25 protein-coding genes and 1 pseudogene are annotated in these 20,168 nt (G+C 61.0%); 14 read left to right on the forward strand and 12 right to left on the reverse strand.

All coding sequences use genetic code 11. The features are described 5' to 3' along the window. The first annotated feature begins 188 nt into the window (after positions 1-188). The gene (locus H281_RS0117075) at positions 189-2,537 is read left to right on the forward strand and encodes a hybrid sensor histidine kinase/response regulator (protein WP_020068356.1); all 2,349 of its coding nucleotides are present in this window, start codon (positions 189-191) and stop codon (positions 2,535-2,537) included. Between the two features lie 21 nt (positions 2,538-2,558). Here H281_RS0117075 and H281_RS0117080 read toward each other — a convergent pair whose 3' ends face one another. Both H281_RS0117080 and H281_RS34715 read right to left on the reverse strand, forming a co-directional pair. Next, positions 2,559-2,837, reverse strand: a complete 279-nt coding sequence (locus H281_RS0117080) for a hypothetical protein (RefSeq protein WP_020068357.1) — start codon at positions 2,835-2,837, stop codon at positions 2,559-2,561. A 244-nt stretch (positions 2,838-3,081) separates the two neighbouring features. After that, positions 3,082-3,459 (reverse strand): annotated as a pseudogene (locus H281_RS34715) (hypothetical protein); the annotation flags it as partial. Positions 3,460-3,711: 252 nt separating this feature from the next. Between H281_RS34715 and H281_RS0117090 the strand changes: the two are divergent. Beyond that, on the forward strand, positions 3,712-4,152 hold the full coding sequence (locus tag H281_RS0117090; RefSeq protein WP_020068359.1) for an Hsp20/alpha crystallin family protein: 441 nt from the start codon (positions 3,712-3,714) through the stop codon (positions 4,150-4,152). Positions 4,153-4,174: 22 nt separating this feature from the next. Then, a complete protein-coding gene (locus H281_RS0117095; RefSeq protein WP_020068360.1) occupies positions 4,175-4,582 on the forward strand; it encodes an Hsp20/alpha crystallin family protein in 408 nt (135 codons plus the stop codon). Positions 4,583-4,640: 58 nt separating this feature from the next. On the opposite strand, the gene H281_RS0117100 is transcribed toward H281_RS0117095, so the two are convergent. Next, the gene (locus H281_RS0117100; protein WP_027804687.1) at positions 4,641-5,732 is read right to left on the reverse strand and encodes a glycosyltransferase family 4 protein; all 1,092 of its coding nucleotides are present in this window, start codon (positions 5,730-5,732) and stop codon (positions 4,641-4,643) included. A 73-nt stretch (positions 5,733-5,805) separates the two neighbouring features. Then, on the reverse strand, positions 5,806-6,141 hold the full coding sequence (locus H281_RS36875; protein WP_164701892.1) for a hypothetical protein: 336 nt from the start codon (positions 6,139-6,141) through the stop codon (positions 5,806-5,808). A 135-nt stretch (positions 6,142-6,276) separates the two neighbouring features. Here H281_RS36875 and H281_RS0117115 point away from each other — a divergent pair, with 135 nt between their 5' ends. From H281_RS0117115 to H281_RS0117135, 5 genes are all read left to right on the forward strand, one after another. Continuing rightward, positions 6,277-6,819: a DUF4142 domain-containing protein gene (locus H281_RS0117115; protein ID WP_020068364.1), complete on the forward strand. Its 543-nt coding sequence runs from the start codon at positions 6,277-6,279 to the stop codon at positions 6,817-6,819. A 180-nt stretch (positions 6,820-6,999) separates the two neighbouring features. Continuing rightward, positions 7,000-7,428 (forward strand): GFA family protein, encoded by a 429-nt coding sequence (locus tag H281_RS0117120; RefSeq protein WP_020068365.1) that lies wholly within the window; start codon positions 7,000-7,002, stop codon positions 7,426-7,428. Positions 7,429-7,485: 57 nt separating this feature from the next. Further along, on the forward strand, positions 7,486-7,611 hold the full coding sequence (locus H281_RS37490; protein ID WP_006049380.1) for a hypothetical protein: 126 nt from the start codon (positions 7,486-7,488) through the stop codon (positions 7,609-7,611). Positions 7,612-7,775: 164 nt separating this feature from the next. Beyond that, positions 7,776-8,069, forward strand: coding sequence for a DUF6723 family protein (locus H281_RS0117130; protein WP_020068367.1), 294 nt, complete (start codon positions 7,776-7,778; stop codon positions 8,067-8,069). Positions 8,070-8,123: 54 nt separating this feature from the next. Further along, a complete protein-coding gene (locus tag H281_RS0117135; RefSeq protein WP_020068368.1) occupies positions 8,124-8,759 on the forward strand; it encodes a ParB-like protein in 636 nt (211 codons plus the stop codon). On the opposite strand, the gene H281_RS0117140 is transcribed toward H281_RS0117135, so the two are convergent. The 3 genes from H281_RS0117140 to H281_RS0117150 all read right to left on the reverse strand — a co-directional run bounded on the left by H281_RS0117140 (position 8,756) and on the right by H281_RS0117150 (position 11,788). Continuing rightward, positions 8,756-9,283, reverse strand: coding sequence for a low affinity iron permease family protein (locus H281_RS0117140; RefSeq protein ID WP_020068369.1), 528 nt, complete (start codon positions 9,281-9,283; stop codon positions 8,756-8,758). The genes H281_RS0117135 and H281_RS0117140 overlap by 4 nt on opposite strands. A gap of 57 nt (positions 9,284-9,340) precedes the next feature. Then, positions 9,341-9,556 carry an FmdB family zinc ribbon protein gene (locus H281_RS36035; RefSeq protein WP_020068370.1) on the reverse strand — a complete coding sequence of 72 codons (216 nt, stop codon included), beginning with the start codon at positions 9,554-9,556 and terminating at the stop codon, positions 9,341-9,343. Between the two features lie 63 nt (positions 9,557-9,619). Then, positions 9,620-11,788 (reverse strand): response regulator, encoded by a 2,169-nt coding sequence (locus H281_RS0117150; protein ID WP_020068371.1) that lies wholly within the window; start codon positions 11,786-11,788, stop codon positions 9,620-9,622. Positions 11,789-12,002: 214 nt separating this feature from the next. Between H281_RS0117150 and H281_RS0117155 the strand changes: the two genes are divergently transcribed. Then, entirely contained in the window at positions 12,003-12,224 is a 222-nt protein-coding gene (locus H281_RS0117155; protein ID WP_020068372.1) for a DUF2795 domain-containing protein, read from the forward strand. A 153-nt stretch (positions 12,225-12,377) separates the two neighbouring features. Here H281_RS0117155 and H281_RS0117160 read toward each other — a convergent pair whose 3' ends face one another. Continuing rightward, positions 12,378-12,797, reverse strand: coding sequence for a hypothetical protein (locus tag H281_RS0117160; protein WP_020068373.1), 420 nt, complete (start codon positions 12,795-12,797; stop codon positions 12,378-12,380). A 199-nt stretch (positions 12,798-12,996) separates the two neighbouring features. Between H281_RS0117160 and H281_RS36040 the strand changes: the two genes are divergently transcribed. Together H281_RS36040 and H281_RS0117170 are read left to right on the forward strand one after the other, a co-directional pair. Beyond that, on the forward strand, positions 12,997-13,254 hold the full coding sequence (locus H281_RS36040; protein ID WP_084690126.1) for a hypothetical protein: 258 nt from the start codon (positions 12,997-12,999) through the stop codon (positions 13,252-13,254). A gap of 78 nt (positions 13,255-13,332) precedes the next feature. Next, a complete protein-coding gene (locus H281_RS0117170; RefSeq protein ID WP_027804688.1) occupies positions 13,333-13,794 on the forward strand; it encodes a VOC family protein in 462 nt (153 codons plus the stop codon). A gap of 87 nt (positions 13,795-13,881) precedes the next feature. Here H281_RS0117170 and H281_RS0117175 read toward each other — a convergent pair whose 3' ends face one another. Further along, positions 13,882-14,529: a VTT domain-containing protein gene (locus H281_RS0117175; RefSeq protein ID WP_020068376.1), complete on the reverse strand. Its 648-nt coding sequence runs from the start codon at positions 14,527-14,529 to the stop codon at positions 13,882-13,884. A gap of 134 nt (positions 14,530-14,663) precedes the next feature. On the opposite strand from H281_RS0117175, the gene H281_RS0117180 reads away from it, so the two are divergent. Beyond that, positions 14,664-15,191: a GNAT family N-acetyltransferase gene (locus H281_RS0117180; RefSeq protein ID WP_020068377.1), complete on the forward strand. Its 528-nt coding sequence runs from the start codon at positions 14,664-14,666 to the stop codon at positions 15,189-15,191. A 173-nt stretch (positions 15,192-15,364) separates the two neighbouring features. Here H281_RS0117180 and H281_RS0117185 read toward each other — a convergent pair whose 3' ends face one another. Together H281_RS0117185 and H281_RS0117190 are read right to left on the reverse strand one after the other, a co-directional pair. Beyond that, positions 15,365-16,426 carry an alkene reductase gene (locus tag H281_RS0117185; protein ID WP_020068378.1) on the reverse strand — a complete coding sequence of 354 codons (1,062 nt, stop codon included), beginning with the start codon at positions 16,424-16,426 and terminating at the stop codon, positions 15,365-15,367. Between the two features lie 93 nt (positions 16,427-16,519). Beyond that, positions 16,520-16,837: an ArsR/SmtB family transcription factor gene (locus tag H281_RS0117190; protein ID WP_027777718.1), complete on the reverse strand. Its 318-nt coding sequence runs from the start codon at positions 16,835-16,837 to the stop codon at positions 16,520-16,522. 204 nt (positions 16,838-17,041) lie between these two features. Between H281_RS0117190 and H281_RS0117195 the strand changes: the two genes are divergently transcribed. Together H281_RS0117195 and dctA are read left to right on the forward strand one after the other, a co-directional pair. Then, complete coding sequence (locus tag H281_RS0117195) at positions 17,042-18,010, forward strand: LysR family transcriptional regulator (RefSeq protein WP_020068380.1); 969 nt, start codon at positions 17,042-17,044, stop codon at positions 18,008-18,010. Beyond that, positions 18,007-19,323 carry a C4-dicarboxylate transporter DctA gene (gene dctA, locus H281_RS0117200; protein WP_027804689.1) on the forward strand — a complete coding sequence of 439 codons (1,317 nt, stop codon included), beginning with the start codon at positions 18,007-18,009 and terminating at the stop codon, positions 19,321-19,323. The genes H281_RS0117195 and dctA overlap by 4 nt, the downstream gene beginning before the upstream one ends. A 40-nt stretch (positions 19,324-19,363) precedes the next feature. Here dctA and H281_RS0117205 read toward each other — a convergent pair whose 3' ends face one another. After that, positions 19,364-20,146 carry a substrate-binding domain-containing protein gene (locus H281_RS0117205; protein ID WP_020068382.1) on the reverse strand — a complete coding sequence of 261 codons (783 nt, stop codon included), beginning with the start codon at positions 20,144-20,146 and terminating at the stop codon, positions 19,364-19,366. Positions 20,147-20,168 lie beyond the last annotated feature (22 nt).

Below are 20,168 nucleotides of genomic sequence, written 5' to 3' on the forward strand. Positions count from 1 at the left end.
GAAACACTCTTCATATCGCCGGCGTTCGCTAATAAAATGTCAGATGCGCATAAAGCCGCAAAAGGACCGGCTTGCCTTGAGCTTTACGTGCAAAACAACGGGAAGAGTAGAAAACAATATGCGGTGCGCCGTCAGCGGCGTGCCAGAAGCAGACTAGGTCCACAGCCTATTCTCGACGGAGCAGGTTAATGGCGCATGCATACGAGCCCGATGACATCGTTCAGAACTGGGCCAACATCTGGGTTCAATCCCTGCGCGACTACGCGGTGATCGGTTTGTCCGAAGACGGCCGCATCCGCTCGTGGAATGCGGGCGGCGAAGCCATTCACGGCTTTCGCGAGGACGAGGTCGTCGGCAAGCCGCTAGATATCTTCTACACGGCTGAAGAGCGCGCGAAGGGCTCGCCGCAAAGGGCGCTCGACACGGCGCGTAGCGAAGGGCGCTTCGAGAGCGAAGGGTGGCGCCTGCGCAAGGACGGTAAAGCATTCTGGGCGAGCGTCGTGCTCACGGCGCTGCGCTCGCAGGACGGCACGCTTCTCGGCTATGGCGAGATCGTGCGCGACATGACCGACAAAAAGACGGTGCACGACGCGGTGCTCGAAAGCGAGCGCCGTTTCCGCCTGCTGGTGGACGGCGTTACCGATTACGCGATCTTCATGCTGTCGCCGGAAGGCATGGTGACCAACTGGAATTCGGGCGCGCGCCGTATCAAGGGCTATACGGCCAGTGAAATCATCGGCTCGCATTTTTCGCGCTTCTATACGCCTGAAGACGCCGGCAGCGGACTGCCGCAGCGCGGGCTCGCCGCCGCTGCACGCGACGGCCGTTTCGAAGCAGAAGGCTGGCGCGTGCGCAAGGACGGCTCGCGTTTCTGGGCACACGTCGTGATCGACGCGATCCGCGACGGCGGCGCGCTGGTCGGCTTTGCGAAGATCACGCGCGACATCACCGAGCGCATGGAAGCGAATCGTCTGCTGGAAGAGACGCGCATCGCGCTCGTGCAGTCGCAGAAAATGGAAGCCATCGGCAAGCTGACGGGCGGCGTCGCGCACGATTTCAACAACGTCATGCAGATTTTGCGCGGCAACCTCGAATTGCTGGAAAGCCGGCATAAACGCGACGGCTGGACACGCGAGCGCCTCGACAAGGCGATCGACGCGGTGGAGCGCGGCGCGAAGCTCGCGTCGCAATTGCTCGCGTTCGGGCGCCAGCAGCCGTTGCGGCCTATCGTCATCAATCTTGCGGCCGCGATTCGCGGCATGGACGACCTGCTGCGCCGCGCGCTCGGCGAAACGGTCGAGATCGAGACCGTCGTGTCGGGTGGATTGTGGAATACCCTCGTCGACGTACACCAGATGGAGAACGTGATCCTCAATCTCGCGATCAATGCCCGCGACGCGATGAAGGAGGGCGGCAAGCTCACGATGGAAGTGTCGAACGCCATGCTCGACGATCAGTACGTCGCGGGCTTCCCGGACGTGCCTTCCGGCCAGTACGTGATGCTTGCCGTAACCGACACCGGTACGGGCATGGCGCCCGATATCGTGCAGCGGGCGTTCGATCCGTTTTTCACGACCAAGCCCGAAGGCGAGGGCACCGGCCTCGGCCTGAGCATGGCGTATGGCTTCGTCAAGCAGAGCGGCGGCCACATCAGGATCTACAGCGAAGTCGGACACGGCACGACCGTGAAGATCTATCTGCCGCGCTCGATGGAAGAAGCGGTCGAGGCGCCGACCTCGCCGCCGGTCACCCTGGCGCTGCTCGGCGGGACGGAAACGATCCTGGTGGTGGAAGACGACCAGGAGGTGCAATCGACGGTGGTCGACACGCTGTCGGGTCTCGGCTATAGCGTGCTGAAAGCCAACGACGCCGAGCAGGCGCTCGCAGTGGTTCGCAGCGGCGTGCACATCGACCTTCTCTTTACAGACGTGGTGATGCCCGGCCCGCTGCGCAGCCCCGCGATGGTCGCCCAGGCGGTGCAGTTGTTGCCGCGCATGAAGGTGCTGTTCACGTCCGGCTATACGCAGAACGCGATCGTGCATGGCGGTCGGCTCGATCCCGGCGTTGAATTGCTGAGCAAACCATACAGCCGCGAACAATTGGCATACAAGATCCGGCAGATACTCGGCGTCCCTCCGCTCGCCCGTAACGATGACACTGGCGAAAATCAGGAGGGAGCGGCTGACAAGGGTCTGCGCCTGCTGCTGGTCGACGACGATCTCGATACCTCCGAGGCCATCGGCGAGCTGCTGAAGCTGCTGGGCCACGACCCCGCTGTCACCGGCTCGCCGCAAGAAGCGCTGCAGCTCCTCGCGGAACAACCATTCGACGTGTTGATCACCGATCTGTCCATGCCGGTCATGTCCGGTCTCGAACTCGCGCAGCGGGCTACGCAGATTCGGCCCACGTTACGTGTGATTTTTGCTTCGGGTCACGAGATGCCGTCGGTGGACAAGCTGCCGTTTCGCTGGGGCGCGCTGCGCAAGCCCTATAGCATGGACGAATTGGGTGCGATGCTGCGCGGTTTCGACAAGTAGTCGGAGTAGGCTTCCCGCGCGTCAGCGCCCGGCGCAATTGCAGACGAACTTGAATTGAGCGACCGCAAGCGCGGCTTCCTTCTTGCCGCGTTGTCGCAATTCTTCTGCGAGGAGCTTCTGGAACAGGGGCAGCTTCGCTTCGCCGTACAGGTCGCAAAACTCGCCGATCGTCTCGACGATTGCGCGCCTTTCGGTTTCCGGACTTAATGTACTGCTAATGTGCGAGGCACCCCGCGCGAGTTCAACCGCGTAAGTAACACGGGCAGTCGCGGTGGCGGCGGCTGAAGGTCCCTTCGGCATAGGGGTTCTCTCGTATTTTTATTTGATGTCTGGCGAGCGTTGCTCGCCAGTGTCGCGTGGCAAAAGGCTTTCATTAAATTTATCGCGCAATTCTGAAGGAAATCTTAAGGCTGGGCTTTTGCGGTCAACATGCTCAGCTTTTGCTGCGCAGAGCGTCAACGGTGTCGGAAAACTCCAACGTGCCCAAGGTGTCTTGCGCCGCTGTCTGTGCGCAAAGGCGCGCGCTATCCTGCTCAATGCGCCCGATAGGCGCCAGTCCACTGATCTTCTCGGCCAGCATCCGTTCGTATACGCCGAAGTGCAAGTCCACTTCTTCCTGCGTGACGACTGTCACGAAGATCCGCACTTGCGAGGGCATCAAACCGAGAACCGTGGCAATTGCCGCTTCGAGTTGCGGGGCGCAAAGCCGGTCTTCCGCGAAGGTCGTTCCGACCGATACGTCGTACGATTTTTCCTCTCGCACCGTGACATCCACGAGCCTTGCGCGCGCACTCATATTGTTTTCTATCGCAATGCGTATGACGTCCACGGCGGTTCGCATTGCTTCCGTTGGAAAGCCTCCTGGCGAGCGCAGGTAGACCCGATGCCGTCCAAGAGTCAGCCAGTCCGAATCGAATTCCATGCCTGTTTATCCGACACTTTGATCTCGCACGACTATGTGGTTTCCGTTGTGTTTTTCAAGGCCAAAAATTTGCGCACAAGGGTCTTGAAATCGTCGTGGCCGAATCTACTTTAGATTCCGCTCAGGCAGACGCGCCGTTTCCGGCGGCGCGCTGCGTGTTTCGATTTGTCTGTCAGCGGGTGCGGGCAGGCGGACTGGAGCGCGTAGGCCCGTCCGTCTCCTTGCCCCGGTACTACCGAGGAGGAAACGATCATGAGTGACCTTTACTTCGCGACCGACCTGTTCAGCCAGCTCGACCGTTTGCAGCAGCAGATGTCGGCGGTGTTCGGCGGTTTCCCTTCGAGCATCCGCTCTGGCCGTCTGTCGGCCTTTCCGCAAATCAATATCGGCACCACCGACGACTCGATCGAGATCGTCGCGTTTGCGCCCGGTATCGATGCGTCGCAACTCGACGTATCCATCGACAAAGGCTTGCTGACGATTGCCGGCGAGCGCAAGCGCGTCGCGCCGGAGGCGGACGAGTCCACGCGCCAATATGCTCAGGAGCGTTTTACAGGCTCTTTCCGCCGCGTAATCGAACTGCCGCAGCAGGCCGACCCCGACAAGGTCGAGGCGCGCTACACGAACGGCTGTCTGTCGATTAGCGTCGGCAAGCGCGAGTCGTCCAAACCGCGTGCAATCACCATTCAATGACCTCACGATGATGGAGCGAATCATGAGCGATACGACCGAAGTTGTTCAAAAGGAGCAGCAACCCGTGGCGCGCGGCGAGCGCGAGCCGGCTGAGCAGCGCGCGACGCTGACGCCGCCCGTCGACGTGATCGAAAACGCGCACGGCGTCACGCTGTGGGCCGACCTTCCGGGTGTGTCGAAAGAGAAGCTGGAGGTGCGCGTGCACGACGGCAATCTGCACATCGAGGCCGAAGCGAGCGTGCCGACGCGCGCCGGCTTGCGTCTGCAACACGCGGAAATCCGCGCGCCGCATTTCTCGCGTTCGTTCACGCTGGGTGCGGAATTCGATACTTCGAAAATCGAGGCGAACCTTCAGGATGGTGTGCTGAAGCTCGTCATTCCGCGCCGCGAAGAAGCGCGGCCACGCCGCATTGAAGTGAACGTCGGCTAATGCTGTTTGCCACGGCCCCGCCGCGGGCCGTGGCGGATTGATTCGGCCCGGCGGATTGCTAGCCGAAAAGTCGTGCGCCCGCGCCGGTGTCTGTATCGGATGCCGGCGCCGGCGCACGCGTTCCCGCGAGAAGATTTTCATACACGCGCAGATAGTCGCCTGCCATGCGTGCAGCCGTGAAGCGCTGCTCGAACGAGCGGCGGCATTCTGCGCGATCTATTTCGCCGATGCGCGCGACCGCGCTGACAGCCTGTTCGACGTTATCGACGATGAACCCGTTCACGCCATGCGTCAGCACTTCGGGCACCGCGCCACGTCCAAATGCAATGACCGGCGTGCCGCATGCCATTGCCTCGATCATCACCATCCCGAACGGCTCCGCCCATTCCACTGGAAACAGAAGCGCTCGCGCATTCGCGATGAGTTGCCTGCGTAGGTCACCGCCGACTTCGCCGAGGTAGTCGGTGAAGTCGCGCGAATCTTCCAGCAGCGGTTCGATTTGCTGTGCGAAGTACTCCCGCTCGCCGGGATGGATTTTGCCGGCCATTTTCAACGGCAGTCCGGCGCGCCTTGCGATTTCAACGGCGAGGTCGGGCCGCTTGCCGGGCATCAAGCGGCCGAGAAAGAGCAGATACGACGCAGGCTCCGGCTGAAACTCGAATTCGTCGAGTGGCAGACCGTGATAGATGGTTGCTTGCCAGTTGGCGGATGGCACCGGCTTGCGCTGATCGTTGGAAATCGACACGAGCGGCGCTGACGCGAATTCGCGAAAAAGCGGCCCGTGATCCACAGGCAGCAATTGCCCATGAAGCGTCGTGAGCGACTTGCACGGTAACGCTCGTGCTAGCGGGAAGTGCAGCGGATCGCCATGAAAATGCACGACGTCAAACTCGTTCGCCAGATCTGCGACGCGTGCCAGCTGCCTCACGTGGTGCGTGAGCGTGTCCCACACGGTCGTATCGCGCCATAGTCCGCGCTCGCAGATCGGTACAAGACGTGCAGCCGTGGTGGAGTCGGCGGTAGCGAACAGCGTGACATCGTGGCCACGTCGAACGAGTTCTTCAGTGAGGTAGGACACGACGCGCTCGGTGGCGCCGTAAGCGAAGGGGGGGACGCATTCGTAGAGAGGGGCGACTTGAGCGATTCTCACGGGGCAGTCGTGTCTTGAGGTTGGGTGGCTGCCGCGTCCGCGCAACATGCGAACGCGGCCATCGTCGCAGGCTTCAGGAGTTGTCTTTCTTCACTTCCGACAGATCGTCCTCTTTTACTTCCGCTTGCCGGACTGTGGTGCCCTCGTCGTCGGTTTCGGAGACATCGGTTTCAAATGTTCCTTCTCCAGATTGGTCGTTACCCGTGCTTTGCGCGGTGTCGTCCTGGTCATTCGGTTTCGTCGCCATTTCATTCTCCCGTGGGTTGGTTGGAAGGCAACGGGAGTCGAGCAAGGGGCGCTCCCGGCTAGCATCCCAGGATGTATTCAAACGGCGCCGATTCTCGTCAAGCATGCTTGTAATCGTTGCGATAGAACCGCGCAATTTCTGCTTGGGGAATGCTGCGGTCACGAACACGCGTCGGGCCAAAATCGACGTAATGCGCATCACGGCCGCAGAGGCGGCATGGCGGTTGCTGCGTCTCTCATGTCGCAACGAACATTGCGCCGCTTTGAGCTACCCGTTAGAAAATCAGTGAGGAAACGCATGAAAAAGATGACAGTAATTGCAGTAGCGTGCGGTTGTTTCAGCCTGCTTCCGGTCGCCGCGAATGCACAGACACAAGCCGCTTCCACTACCGCCGCCAATCCGCTCGCACAGGTGGACAAAGACTTTGTTCAGGCCGCTTCGATGTCTTCGTCGACGGAGATCGACGCGGCAAAACTCGCGACTAGCAATTCCAGTGATAAAGACGTGAAATCATTTGCGCATCACATGATGCTCGATCACACGAAGCTGACCGTCCAGCTGAAAATGGCCGCGCCGCATGGCGTGGAAGTACCGAAAGACAATTCGGACCCGAGTGTGCTCGACGCATTGAAGCCGCTGAAGGGCAAGGAATTCGATCAGGCGTATATCCAGAAGGTCGGTCTTGAAGGCCACAAGCAAGCCATTGCCGCCTTCGAAAAGGAAATTGCTGAAGGGCAGAACGCCGACCTGAAGAAGGCCGCGCAAAAGGCGTTGCCGACAATCAAGGAGCATTACCAGCGGGCTCAACAACTTGCGGCGAAGAAGGGCGTGACCCAGTAGTACTGTTGTTGTCTGCGATTCGGGCTCGACGTCAATGCTCGAATCGCAGACGAAATGGCATGCGCGTGGCGGGTGGTGTGCCGCGTGGCACGCGGCCTGCTGCGCTCTTCGGCGGGCGCCGGGCATTGCGTTGATTCGGGCTCGCGAGTCTGTACCGCAACATCGTATTGGGAGAGCGATATGCACACTGAGGACGCCCCGCGCTCGGCAGCCGGCAAGACGGCGCAGACCGGTGGGTGCGCATGCGGAGCCGTGCGGTTCGAGGTGAGTGCAGCGCCGAGGCGCGTCTCTCTGTGCCATTGCATGACCTGCCGTCGCGTGCATGGCAGTGCATTCGGCGCATATGCGATGTTCGCGCGCGACGCCGTCCAGTTGTCCGGGCCGGTCCAGATGTGGCAAAGCTCGGCGGAAGGCAGGCGATATTTCTGCCAGACCTGCGGGTCAGTTGCGTTCATGGAGTACGTGGACAGCGATGAACTCGACATACCGCTAGGCGCGTTCGATAGCGTCGGGCTTTACGAGCCGAGTTACGAATTATGGTGCTGCCATAAAGAGCCTTGGCTGCCGCAGGGTGTTCGTACCGAATACGAGGAAGAAAGTCCCCATTAGTGTTGCAAGCAGTGCGCAGTACTTCGACGAACTACTTCGTGCATGAAGGAGCTGAAAATGAGCGATCCGAAGCAATCCAATACACAACCGGGTAATCCGAAGAACGCGGGCAAGCAGAGCGGGCAGCAACAGCAGAATCAGCAGAAGACGCCGCAGCACCAGGGCGGCCAACGTCAGCCCTGATCGGCCGCTGAACGTTTCACCGGCGCCGTAATTCAGGCGCTGATGTCCCGTTCCGCGGGAGAGGGCGCGGCGCGCATTCGATGTGCGCCGCGCCTGCGTTTGACGCATCGATGCGCGTTTTTCCCGGCCCCTGAAACAGTCGACTCGCAATTGCAGGAATCGAGATGGTGAGAAGGAAGTTGCACTTTCACAATAGTTCGCTGCGGCATCCGGCATCGCCCGACGGTATAACCATTACCGCCAGCGATTACAGAATCTACCCGACGTATCGGCGTACTGTGACCGGCACGTTTACCGGCGACCTGAAGGTCGTACGCATAACAGACGACCGGCTGATATTTCCGTACGACGGCGCGCCGATGATAGGTCCGTTCGAAACCGCGCTTGAAGCACGTGAGGCCGCAGCGCGCAAGGGCGCCGAAGTTGTCGCGGCGGACCTGCTGAACCCGGAGTACTGATCCGCCTGATAGGCGGGGAGCCATCGCGTTGCGCTAATAACAATGGAGACGTCAATGAAGTCACTGGACATCGATCGTTTGCGCCCCACGCAAGTCACGCACGGATTGCGCGAGGTAGAGGAGAAAACGCGCTTCTATCAGTCGCTGTCCGGTCATGACCTTGACATGGCCATTGCGGAGAAACCCGTCCCGATCGTCCTTGGACCCCAGGAAGAGCCGTACGTGATCGACCATCACCACGTGGCTGCGGCTCTTTGGCAGGCCGATATAACGTCGGTACCTGTCGTGCTGATCCGGGATCTGTCCACGTGTTCGCCGGCCGAATTCTGGCTCACGCTCGAAAACAATCGTTGGACATTTCCATACGATCAGCGTGGCCAGCGGGTGTCCTTTGCCGATATGCCGCTCCACGTCTGGGAAATGATAGACGACGAATTCCGCAGCCTCGCCGCTTCGGTGCGCGATGCCGGCGGTTATCAGAGAACGAGCGTGCCTTTGGCGGAATTCCGCTGGGCGGATTTCTTCCGCCAAAGGCTCCCGCTTCCCGCAGACTCATCGGAGTACGCTGCACTGGTGCAACGAGCGGTTGAACTGGCGAAGAGCCAGGCTGCGCTGGGCCTGCCTGGCTATCTCGATTCCGACGCTGGTGTACAAGGCGCCTCGGCCGATTCGGGCGACGCACAGAATTAAGCGCGTTCGTGCTCTTTGCCCTTTCCGGCGCCGGTTTTCTCCACGCAAGCATCCACGTCGACAGTGTGCTTGCCTTGCGTGCCTACCTTGCTCGCCAACCGCAAATACGCTTCGGCGAGCCGGCGAAGATCGTCTTCGGATGCGTCTTCAATGCCGATTAACTGATTGTTTGCCGCGCGATGCGAAGCCAGCAATTCATTGAGCTTCAGATGCATCGCAACACTGTCCTTGTTCTGACTTTGCTGGATCATGAAGACCATCAGGAAAGTGATGATGGTCGTGCCGGTATTAATGACGAGTTGCCACGCGTCGGAATAGTGGAAGAAGGGTCCTGTGACGGCCCAAACGATAACCGTGATGACGGCGATACCAAACGCAATCGGTGATCCGGCAAGCCGCGTTACCGAACTCGCGAAGTTGTCGAACGCGCGCGTGACGGGGTTGCGCGCTGCGTAGGCAGGGCTGGACGTCTGCGGAACGGTGTCGATGCTTTCCGCGCTTGAGCGGGATTCTCCTGGTCGCATTTCTTTCTCCGGGATGTTGGCTCATGACCGGGAGATAGCACATTGCGTGCCGACATCTCAGCAGCAGGAGCATCCGCCAAAATGCCGCATCCCATAGCCTCCGGTTTCTTCGCGCGCGTCGGGCGAGCCGCCACCGAGCGAAGGCGCGCCGATTACCACCCGTGCAGCGGTGGCCCCACACTGAGGGCACGCCACTGGCTCGTCACGCTCCGCAATGCGGCGCACCGTTTCGAAAGCGCCGCATTCGGCGCACTCATAGTCATAAACTGGCATGGCGTGTGGCTCTGTTAGGTCAGTAGCCACTCGAGTCTACTGACGGCGGGTTAAGTAAACAGTCTAGTCTGCATCGGTACGCAATTGTTCGAGCTTTGCGCGCACGCGGTCGGCGAGTACTTCGGGAGCGAAGGGTTTGCGGATGACTTCCATATCGGAGAGCGCATCGCCTGGCGCATAGCCGGTGACCAGAATGACCGGCATCGACGGATACCGTTGTCTCACGGCCTCGGCGACCTGCCGGCCGTTGACCGTGCCGGGCAAAGCGACGTCGCTGATCAGCAGATCGAAACGCGCGCCTGCATGCAGCAGCCGCAGTGCCGCCGCGCCGCTGTCCGCTTCCAGTACGCGGTAGCCCTGTTCCCTCAATTGCTCCGCGGTGACTTCCCGCACGATTTCTTCGTCCTCGACAAGGACGATGGTTTTTGCGGGGTCCTTGTACTCGTCCTGCATATCTTCCTTCTGCACGGAGGCGGGCAGGCACAGGCGTACGGTCGTTCCTTTGCCGAGGGCGGTTTCCATCTGCACGATTCCGCCGGATTGCCTGACAAAGCCATAGATCTGGCTGAGGCCAAGACCGACGCCCTGGCCCGACGGTTTTGTCGTGAAGAACGGCTCGAACGCGTGTTCCATGATTTTCGGTGACATGCCGGTGCCCGTGTCCGACACAGCAATGCAGCAGTAACGTCCGGGTTGAGCGTCGTCGAATCCGGCAACTTCTGCGTCGGTCAATATCACTTCGCTCGTGCTGATGGTGAGCCATCCGCCGTCCGGCATCGCGTCGCGAGCATTCACGCACAGGTTGACGAGTGCGCTTTCCATCTGGTTCGGGTCGCACAAAACCAGCCACGTCCCGTCACCGAGTTTAAGTTCCAGGTTGATGCCCGAACCGACGACACGGCGAATCATGTCTTCCATGTCGTGCGCAATCGCATCCAGGCTCACGAGACGCGGCTCGAGCGTTTGTTGGCGTCCGAACGCGAGTAGCCTGTGTGTCAAGGTCGCCGCACGGCTTGCGCCTTTTTCCGCGCGCTCGACCAGCGTGACGACGTCGGTTGGCCGGCCCTGCTGCATGCGCACCCGGATCAGACTCAGGCAACTCATGATGGCCTGCAGCATGTTGTTGAAGTCGTGGGCGATGCCGCCGGTGAGCTGGCCAATGGCCTTGAGTTTCTCGCTGTGGCGCAAACGTTCTTCGGCGCGCGAGCGTTCGCGGCTTTCACGATGAAGCGTATCCACCGCCCGCTGCAATTCCGCGGTGCGCTCGGATACACGTCTTTCGAGCTCCTCGCTGCCGCGTTCGAGCGCTTCGCGTGCGCGAACCTGATCTTCGATATCGGTCGATGTGCCGAGCCATGCCGCGATTCCGCCTTCTGCACGCAACGGCTTCGCGCGGGTCTGGAACCAGCGGTACGTGCCGTCGGACGCGCGGCGAATGCGGTGCTCGACCGCATATTCTCCTTCCACACCGCACGTGCTCCACGCCGCCATGGTTGCCTCGCGATCGCCGGGATGCACTGCATCCAGCCATCCGAAGCCGAGGCTGTCCTGCTCCGAAATGCCGCTATATTCGATCCACTGAGGACTGCCCCACGTGCGCTCGCCGGTAATGAGGCAGGTGAACACCAGTTGCGGTATCTGTGTCGCAAGCATGCGGTAGCGCTCTTCGCTCTCGTGCAGCGAGACGGCATGTTTGCGCGTCTCGGCCGCAATCCGAAGCCGTTCGACCGCGGCGGCGAGCAGGTTCGCATATGAGCGCAGGAATTCCGTGTCGAGGTCGTTGAAGTCGCGCGGTGTGCGACTGTCGACTTGCAACACGCCGTATGCAGGCCGTTCTTTTCCGCCGAGAATCACGACGTTGATCAGCGCCTTCACGCCCGCGTCGACGATGAACTGCGAATAACGAAAGCGCTTTTCAGCAGCGATGTCGGGCGAAATTGCGGGCTTGCCCGTTTGCAGCGCATAACCTTCCGACGAGCCGCGTTCGGCTCGCGCCGTGGCATGGCCCACGACGCCCGGCGGCCAGCCCACGCCGGCGCGCACGAGAAGCGTAATTCGATCGGCCTGCAATTCCATGACTTTGGCCATGTCGGCTTGCAGCGCTTGAGCGACGAGACGGCACGCTTCGCACAATATTTCGTCGAGGTCGTCGGAGCGAAGCGCAAGTTCGCCGAATTCCGCCAGAATCGCTTGCTGGTTGAAGAGAATGGCTTCGCGGTCCGCTGTGCTCACGGCAAGATCCCCTGCTTGCAATAGTGAAGAAAGTGAGCCATCCCAACTAACGGGGGCTCTTTGAATCAAACTGTCGAGCCAGATTCATTCCTGCTATGCAGATACACAGACTAGTGGTGCATTGCGGCGGCAGGACACGCGTAAAGGGCTGGGCGCCCGCGAGGAACGCGCGATGCTGAATTAGCGGGACTGCATGCCAACCAAGGAGAGGCACATGGCGACGTCTAATTCAAGTTCGAACGGCGGTCCCATCCGCAAATTCATCGATGTCCAGAAGGCGCTGAAGGGCGCTTCGTATCCCGCCGACAAAGCAAGCCTGCTGGACACCGCAAAGGGCAATGGCGCCGACGACGAGGTGCTCGATGCACTCGAACGCTTGCCGGATCAGGAGTACGGCAGCCCCGCCGAGGTATCGAAAGGAGTGGGCGACGAATAGCGCCCGGTAGACCAACCCGGGCGCGTGACGCGCGGAGGCCACTGTCTCCGCTGTCAAATGTGCAAGCGTCCGGGAAGTAAATACACGTGGCTCGCGCGTCCTTGTTAAGGCATTGCCATGGAATCTCCGACGGGCGTTCCAGGCGTGTGGTGATCACCGTTGCTCTGGCTCGTCGAGCATCACCGACAGCGTGCCCGAATCGTTCTGGATCCCTGCATCGAGATTGATCGCCCCTGGCGTTTCTTTTTCGATTGCGCGCAGCAGGCGCGGGGTAAACGACGCGCCGAAGCGTCCAATCATCGCCTCGCGCGCCATATCGTCTGCGTAGGCGAGGTTGCGTAACTCATCGAGCGGCAATCCGACGAAGAGGTTCAACGGATACGGCGGCGCTTCTGGGTCCTCCGATGCCGCGTCCGACGCTGGGGCACGGATGCGCAGTCCCGGTTGCAGATGCGTCTCGAATTCGGCGGTGACTTCATAATTCGGTGCGAAGTTGAGCGACGTCTTCGCCTCGCTCTCGAGAAACGGCGCGACGCCGTCAAGGCGCGCAAGTTCTTCGTCGCTAAGCAGCATGATCCGGTTCTCCCTGGGTTTGACGGAGTGCAGTGTGCGATATGTGGGCCATGTAACGGGAGTTGCAGCAAACCGCTTGCCGCGCCGCGTGGAATGATTTATTAGTTTCACCAGGCACAGTCGATGCTGCGCCGTTCTGCTATCGAGGAGTCATGCCGCGCTTCGCGCAACGACGAATCGAAACCGAACGGGTGCCACCATGCTTTGCAATCCGAAGAGCGCGTTACTCGCCATATCCATTGCGGCGCTGGCCGTGGGTGCGTCTGGCTGCAAGAAAGAGGACAACACCAGCAAGGACACGATGAGTTCCGCGAGCAGCGGCGTGATGAGCAATTCGGCGGGCGCGAACGGAACCAGTGGCCAAAGCGACGCCGCGAAGCGTGCGAGCGAGAGCGCGGCCGCGGGCGGCACGAGTCAACCCAGCAGCGCGGCGCCTGCTTCGTCCGCCAGCCAATAGTATGCGCGCGGCTGAGTGGATGCGCGGTTCGATCCGCGGTCATTCAAGTTGCGTTTGCTGAGCCTGCAAGGGGATGTCATGAGCGAATCGTTGCATCGACCGTCATTCGGCGCGGCGCTCTATTACAAAGATCCGTTGGCCGCTCTTGAGTGGCTCGAACGGGCTTTCGGCTTCACCCGGCAACTCGTGATTACCGACGACGCCGGGCAACTCGCACACTCCGAAATGCGTTACGGCGACAGCTACGTGATGATCAGCCGTGAATGGTCGGCCGACTCCGTGAGCCCGGTTACTGTGAGCGGGAAAAATACACAGTCAGTGCATGTGCAACTGAGCGACGGTATCGACCAACATTGCGCTCGCGCGCGTGCGGCCGGCGCGGTCATTACCCGCGAACCCGCGGATCAGTTTTACGGCGACCGCGTTTACGCGGCGCGGGACCCGGAGGGGCATATCTGGAGCTTCGGGCAAACCGTGCGCGCTGTATCGCGGGAAGAAGCTGAACGCGCGAGCGGGCTGAATATCGAAGGCTGGATCTAGCGGTGCATGCGGGGGAGCAAACGCGGGGCGGCAGCCCCGCGCGATTCGCGCAGAGGAGCGCACAGAAAGTAAGCTGAAAGCACTCGCTCAATGAATGCGCGAGCGGCTGTTGACGAGTCGCCACAACGCGCTTGCGATCAGCGATCCGACGCCTAGCGCGACGCCTAACAGCACGATGGAACTCATGTGATCGCGTACGAGCGGCACATTGCCGAACAGATAGCCGGCCGCGACGAGAGAGCCGATCCACAGTGCGGCGCCCGCGGTCACGAACGACACGAATCGCGCAAACGTCATGCGCGAAACGCCGGCCGCGAACGGCGCGAAAGTACGCACTACGGCGATGAATGGCGATAACAGAAAGGTCAGTCCGCCGCGAGCTTCGTAGAACGCATGCGCGCGGCGCAGCGCATTCTTGTCGAGCCAGCGGTAATCGGCCGTATAAACCTTTTCACCGATCGCGCGCCCAATTGCATAGTCGACGATGCTTCCCGCCACAGTAGCCGCGAATAGCACTGACATCACGAGCCAGACGTTCAACGCGCCGGTGGCTGACAGCCCGCCGCAAATGAAAATGAGCGGATCGCCCGGCAGGAAAAATAACGGCAGAAAGCCGATTTCAACGAACACGATAATAAACAGCATCGCGTACACGGCTGTACCGTATTGGACGATCAGGCTGCTCAGGTGCTGATCGAAGTGCAGAGCGATCTGCAGCATTTGCATGAGTTGCATGCTGGCCCCAGGTTGTCGGATGTTCAGCAGTGTAGTCCGGCCGCCGCGCGGATACTTGTGTATTTGGCCGCGCGGATGTCAATATCGCGTGTCGCATCCGTGAACGGGCCGAACATCAACCGTCAAAAAACACCATGCAACAGTTAGCCGATGTGACTTTCCGTCTTGCCGCGCCCGGCGATGCCGAAACGGTTCGCACAATCGAATTCGAGGCAAGCTTGCGCTTTGTCAGCGTCGGCATGTCGGGCATTGCCGATGCGCCGCCAATGAGTCTCGCTTTCGTGGAGCGGAAGATCGCGGCGCAGGAGCTGATCGTGGCGGTGAATGCCGAGGGAACCTGCGTCGGATTCGTGATGTTCGAGCCGCAGCCCGCGCGTATCTACATCCAGGAGCTCGATGTACTGACGTCGCATGCCGGTCGACGCATCGGCGCCGCGCTGATCGAGCAAGTTGCGCAACTCGCGCGCTCGCGGCAGATCATGCAACTGGTCCTGTCGACGTATCGCGAAGTGCCGTGGAATGCACCGTATTACCGGCGACTCGGTTTCCGCGACATAGACGAAGCCGAACTCGACGTGGCTCTACGCGCACGGCGTGATGCACATATCGCGCGAGGCCTCGACGAGTCAAAACGCATTTTCATGCGGCGCGATCTTGACTAACGGTTTGCGTTACAGAGACGAGCGTCGCCGCAGACGGAAAAAAGCGGCGGGCGCCGCCGGAGATTCACTCTCCGATGACGCCCGCCGCTTTTCGCTGCGCGTCGTTTCGCTGCTCGTTACAGCCGCTGCTTTTACAGCCACATTACGGCTCATTCACGATCACGCGTTTGCGTTTACTCCACCGTTTCAAGCGTAGGGTAGTCGATGTAACCCGTCTCACCACGTGCGTAGTACGTGGACGGATTCGGCTTGTTCAACGGCGCATTGGTCGCAAAGCGGCGCACGAGGTCCGGATTTGCGATGAACAACTGGCCCCACGCCACCGCGTCCGCTTCGCCTGCGTCGAGTACTTGCTGCGCGGTTTCCTTCGTGAACTTCTCGTTTGCGATGTACGGGCCACCGAACTCTTTCTTCAGCTGCGGGCCGAGACGGTCCTCACCCAACGCTTCGCGCGCGGCGATGAACGCGATCTTGCGCTTGCCGAGTTCGCGAGCCACATAGCCGAAGGTCGCGGCCGGATCCGAGTCGCCCATGTCGTGCGAGTCGCGGCGCGGCGCGAGATGTACGCCGACGCGATTCGCGCCCCACACGTCGATACATGCGTCGGTGATTTCGAGCAGCAAACGCGCGCGATTTTCGATCGGGCCACCATACGCGTCGGTGCGCTTGTTGGTGCTGTCCTGAAGGAACTGGTCGATCAGATAACCGTTTGCGCCGTGCACTTCAACGCCGTCGAAACCTGCTGCTTTCGCGTTTTCAGCACCTTTGCGGAATGCCTGCACAACGCCCGCGATTTCATCGAGTTCGAGTGCGCGAGGCGTGACATACGGGCGCTCCGGACGCACGAGGCTCACGTGGCCTTTCGCGGCGAGCGCGCTCGGCGCGACCGGCAATTCGCCATTGAGGAACAGCGGATCGGAAATGCGGCCCACGTGCCACAGTTGCAGGAAAATCTTCCCGCCGGCTGCATGCACTGCGTTGGTAACGAGCTTCCAGCCTTCCACCTGTTCCTGCGACCAGATGCCCGGCGTCTCGGCATAACCGACGCCCTGCGGCGTGACTGAGGTGGCTTCGCTGATGATGAGGCCCGCCGTGGCGCGTTCTGCGTAGTACTTCGCCATCAGCGCGTTCGGCACGCGGATTTCCTCGGCGCGCTGACGCGTCAGCGGCGCCATGATGATGCGGTTGGACAACGTCAGGTCGCCAATTTGCAGCGGATCGAAAAGAGTCGGCATAAATGTTCACCTTTGGCTGAGGCGAGGACGCCTTGAGCCGAGAGATAGTTGCATTGCAACGAAAGAGTGAAAGAAGCGGCGACGCAAGACCGGTCAAAGCTTCGAGTTCATATGCTCGAGAAAAGCCTGAATCACGGGCTCGTTGCGTTTGAAGAACACCCATTGCCCCACGCGTTTCGACGTGACGAGCCCCGCGCGCTGCAACGCCGCGAGGTGGGCCGACACCGTGGACTGCGAGAGTCCGCAGCGCGCGTCGATCTTGCCGGCGCATACGCCATGGTCGAGCGGGAGTTCCTGATCGGCGAAGTGCGCATGCGGCTCGCGCAGCCAGCCAAGAATCTCTCGACGCACCGGATTGGCGAGCGCCTTGTGGATCGCGTCCATGTCAGGCGCGATGGGAGTTCGTTTCATTCGTCAACTACCAGAGCTGCTTTAATGGTCAGGCGTGGGCAAATTGCCGCCCACAAGTTTGCATCGCTACAGAACGAAGTATATATCGGAATTTCACGATATGCTTGGAGGCACTACCGGCGGTAGGGAAAAGACTCGTGGCTATGCCAAAAAATCCAGCCGCGTCATGCAAAATGAGCACATCTAGGATGTGGAGAGTAACTCGTGGGCGTCAATTTCGATTTGAACGACTTGCAGGCGTTTCGCGCGGTGGTGGAACTGGGGAGCTTTCGCAAGGCCGCCGAGGCTGTCAGCATCTCCCAACCGGCCTTGAGCCGTCGCATTGAGAAACTCGAGGAAGCGCTCGGCGTGCGTCTCTTCGAGCGCACCACGCGCAGCGTCACGCTCACGACCGTCGGCCGCGTGTTCGCCCCGAGCGCCGAACAACTGCTCGACGATCTCGACGTCGCGTTGCTCGGCATCCGCGATGTCTCTTCAAGCCGGCTGGGTCATGTGACCATTGCCTGCGTGCCGTCGGTGGCGTATTACTTTCTGCCCAACGTCGTCGCAAGCTACCATCGCCGCTTTCCGCGCATCAGGGTGAAACTGCTGGATTCGAGCGCGAATGAGGTGCTTGGCGCTGTGATCAGCGGTGAGGCTGATTTTGGCGTGAGTTTCATGGGTAGCCAGGAGTCCGAGGTCGAGTTCAAGGTGCTGCTGCAGGAGCGCTTCGTTGCCGCTTGCCGTCGCGATCATCCGCTCGCACGCAAGAAGCGCGTCACCTGGAATGAGCTTTACGAGCATGAGTACGTGTCAGTGGACAAGACTTCCGGAAACCGTCTGCTGCTCGATCAGGCACTCTCGGCAGTGGCGCCGCGCGCGCCGAGCGTTTGCGAGACCCGTCACGTCACGACCATGCTCGGCCTCGTCGAAGCGGGGCTCGGTGTCGCCGCCGTGCCGTCGATGGCCATGCCCGGCCGCGATCATCCGATCCTCACGAGTGTGCCGCTCGTTGAACCGGTAGTGAAGCGGCGCGTAGGAATCGTGAGGCGCCGGGGGCGTCCGCTTACTCCGGCCGCGCAGGAGTTTCACAGAACGATTGTCGAGATGAGGCGGGGCGGGGTCGAAGGCAGCGATGGTTCTGACGTCAACACGTCTGCGAAAGAACGGACAGTCCGGAAGACCGCATCGTGAGGTCGGCAAGACCGCTTCGTTCGCTTTATGTGCAGGTCCTGCTGGGCATGGTGCTCGGCGTCGCAGTCGGTCATTTCCTGCCGCAAGCGGGCGCGCTGCTCAAGCCCTTCAGCGATGCGTTCGTCGGCCTTGTAAGGATGATGATTGCGCCAATCGTCTTCTGTACGATCGTCTCGGGGATCACGTCGCTTGCGAGCGGCAAGGCGATCGGGCGCACGATCTTCAAGGCGCTGGCGCTCTTCTACTTGCTCACCGTCGTGGCGCTAGCTTTCGGGCTCGTCACCGCGATCGTTCTGCGACCGGGCGCGGGTATGCACATCGACGCGCACGGTCTGGACACGAGCATCCTCGCGCAATATGTGAAGCACGCACAGCCGGGCGGCCTGGTCGCATTCGCGCTGAGTGTCATCCCCGAGACGATGCTCGGCGCCTTCGAGAAGGGTGACGTACTGCCCGTACTGCTGCTCTCGCTACTCTTCGGCTTCTCGCTGAACTCCTGCCCGAAGGCGGGCCGGCCGGTGCTCGCACTAATCGACGGCGTCGCGCACGTCCTGTTCCGGATCCTCGCGATGATCATGCGGCTTGCCCCGCTCGGCGCATTCGGTGCGATGGCGTTCACGGTGGGCCGCTTCGGCATTCGCTCGGTCGGCTCGCTCGGCATGTTGATGGTGTGCTTCTACGTGGCATGCCTGCTGTTCATTGCGCTGGTGCTCGCTTCACTCGCGCGGCTGCATGGTTTCGCGCTTTGGCGGCTCTTGCGCTACATGCGGGAGGAGTTGCTCATTGTTCTCGCGACATCTTCCACGGAGCCGGTACTGCCGCGCCTGATCGTCAAGCTCGAGGCGCTCGGTTGCGACAAAGGGGTCGTGGGGCTTGTGCTGCCCGCCGGATATTCGTTCAATCTCGACGGCACCGCGATCTATCTGACGCTCGCTTCGATGTTCATCGCGCAGGCGTGCGACGTGCCGCTTTCCGCGTCTCAGATCGCGATGATGCTAGCGGTCATGCTGCTCACGTCAAAGGGGGCTGCCGGCGTGTCGGGTAGCGGACTCGTCGCGCTCGTCGCGACGCTGACGGTGATCCCGGATCTGCCGGTAGCTGGTGTGGCGCTGCTGGTGGGCATCGACCGCTTCATGTCCGAGGCGCGCGCGCTGACGAGCGTTATCAGCAACGCTTGCGCTGTGATCTTCGTTTCGATGTGGGAAGGGGCGTGCGACCGTGCGCGTCTCGCTCAGATGCTGGGGGCGGCAGCGGCACCTGCAGGCGACGCGGACGGTGCGGAGGACTCGGCGAGGCGAACCCCGGGAATGTGACAGGAAGGCCGCAGCAAGCAAGCCTTCCTTCAAGTTTGCGTCAATGAGCGGAAACGGTATCGAGTCCGGTCGATTTCACTTCTGGCTGGACGCCGGGCGAAGCGAGATAGTCGAGCAGAGCTTTTGCTTCTTTCGGATGCTGTGCACTGACCGGAATGCCGGCCGCGAAACGCGTGACTGACTGCAGCGATTCGGGAATCTTGCCGACGAACGTCGCGCCCTTGACAGGCAGCAACTCGCTCACCTGCTGAAAGCCGATTTCGTAATCGCCGTTCGCCACGACCGAGGCCACTGGAATGCGCGGGATCATCTTCGCCTTCGCTTTGACCTGATCCTCGATGCCAAGCTTCTTGAACAATTCCCGCTCGATATAGACACCGCTGGCGCTGTCCGAGTAGGCGATCGATTTCGCATGCAGCAGCGTCTGCCGGAGCCCGTCTACGGAACTGATATCGGGCTTCGCCGCACCTTCGCGAACGACCATGCCGATACGCGAATCGGCCAGTTCGACCCGCGATCCGGGGACGACCTTGCCTTTCTGGATCAGATCGTCGAGCGCGTATCCGACCATGATGACGGCGTCCGCCGGCTCGCCACGCTCCAGCCGGTTGGGAATCGCTTCGGGCGATTTGCCCATCGACGGACCGAGCGCGGTGTCGAGCGCGTTGCCCGTCTCCGCCGAGAATTTCGGGCCAAGCACCTTGTACGCCGCAGTAAAGCCGCCGGAACTCATGACGTGCAAGTCGGCGGCGTGCACGTTCGCCGCGGCGGCCGAGGTTGCAATCAGTGCTGCGGCGCACAGTTTTCGAATCAGGTTTCTCATGATCGTAGTGGTGTCGGAATGA

The sequence above is a fragment of the Paraburkholderia caledonica genome (assembly GCF_000383275.1).
GTDB classification, from domain to species: Bacteria; Pseudomonadota; Gammaproteobacteria; order Burkholderiales; family Burkholderiaceae; genus Paraburkholderia; species Paraburkholderia caledonica.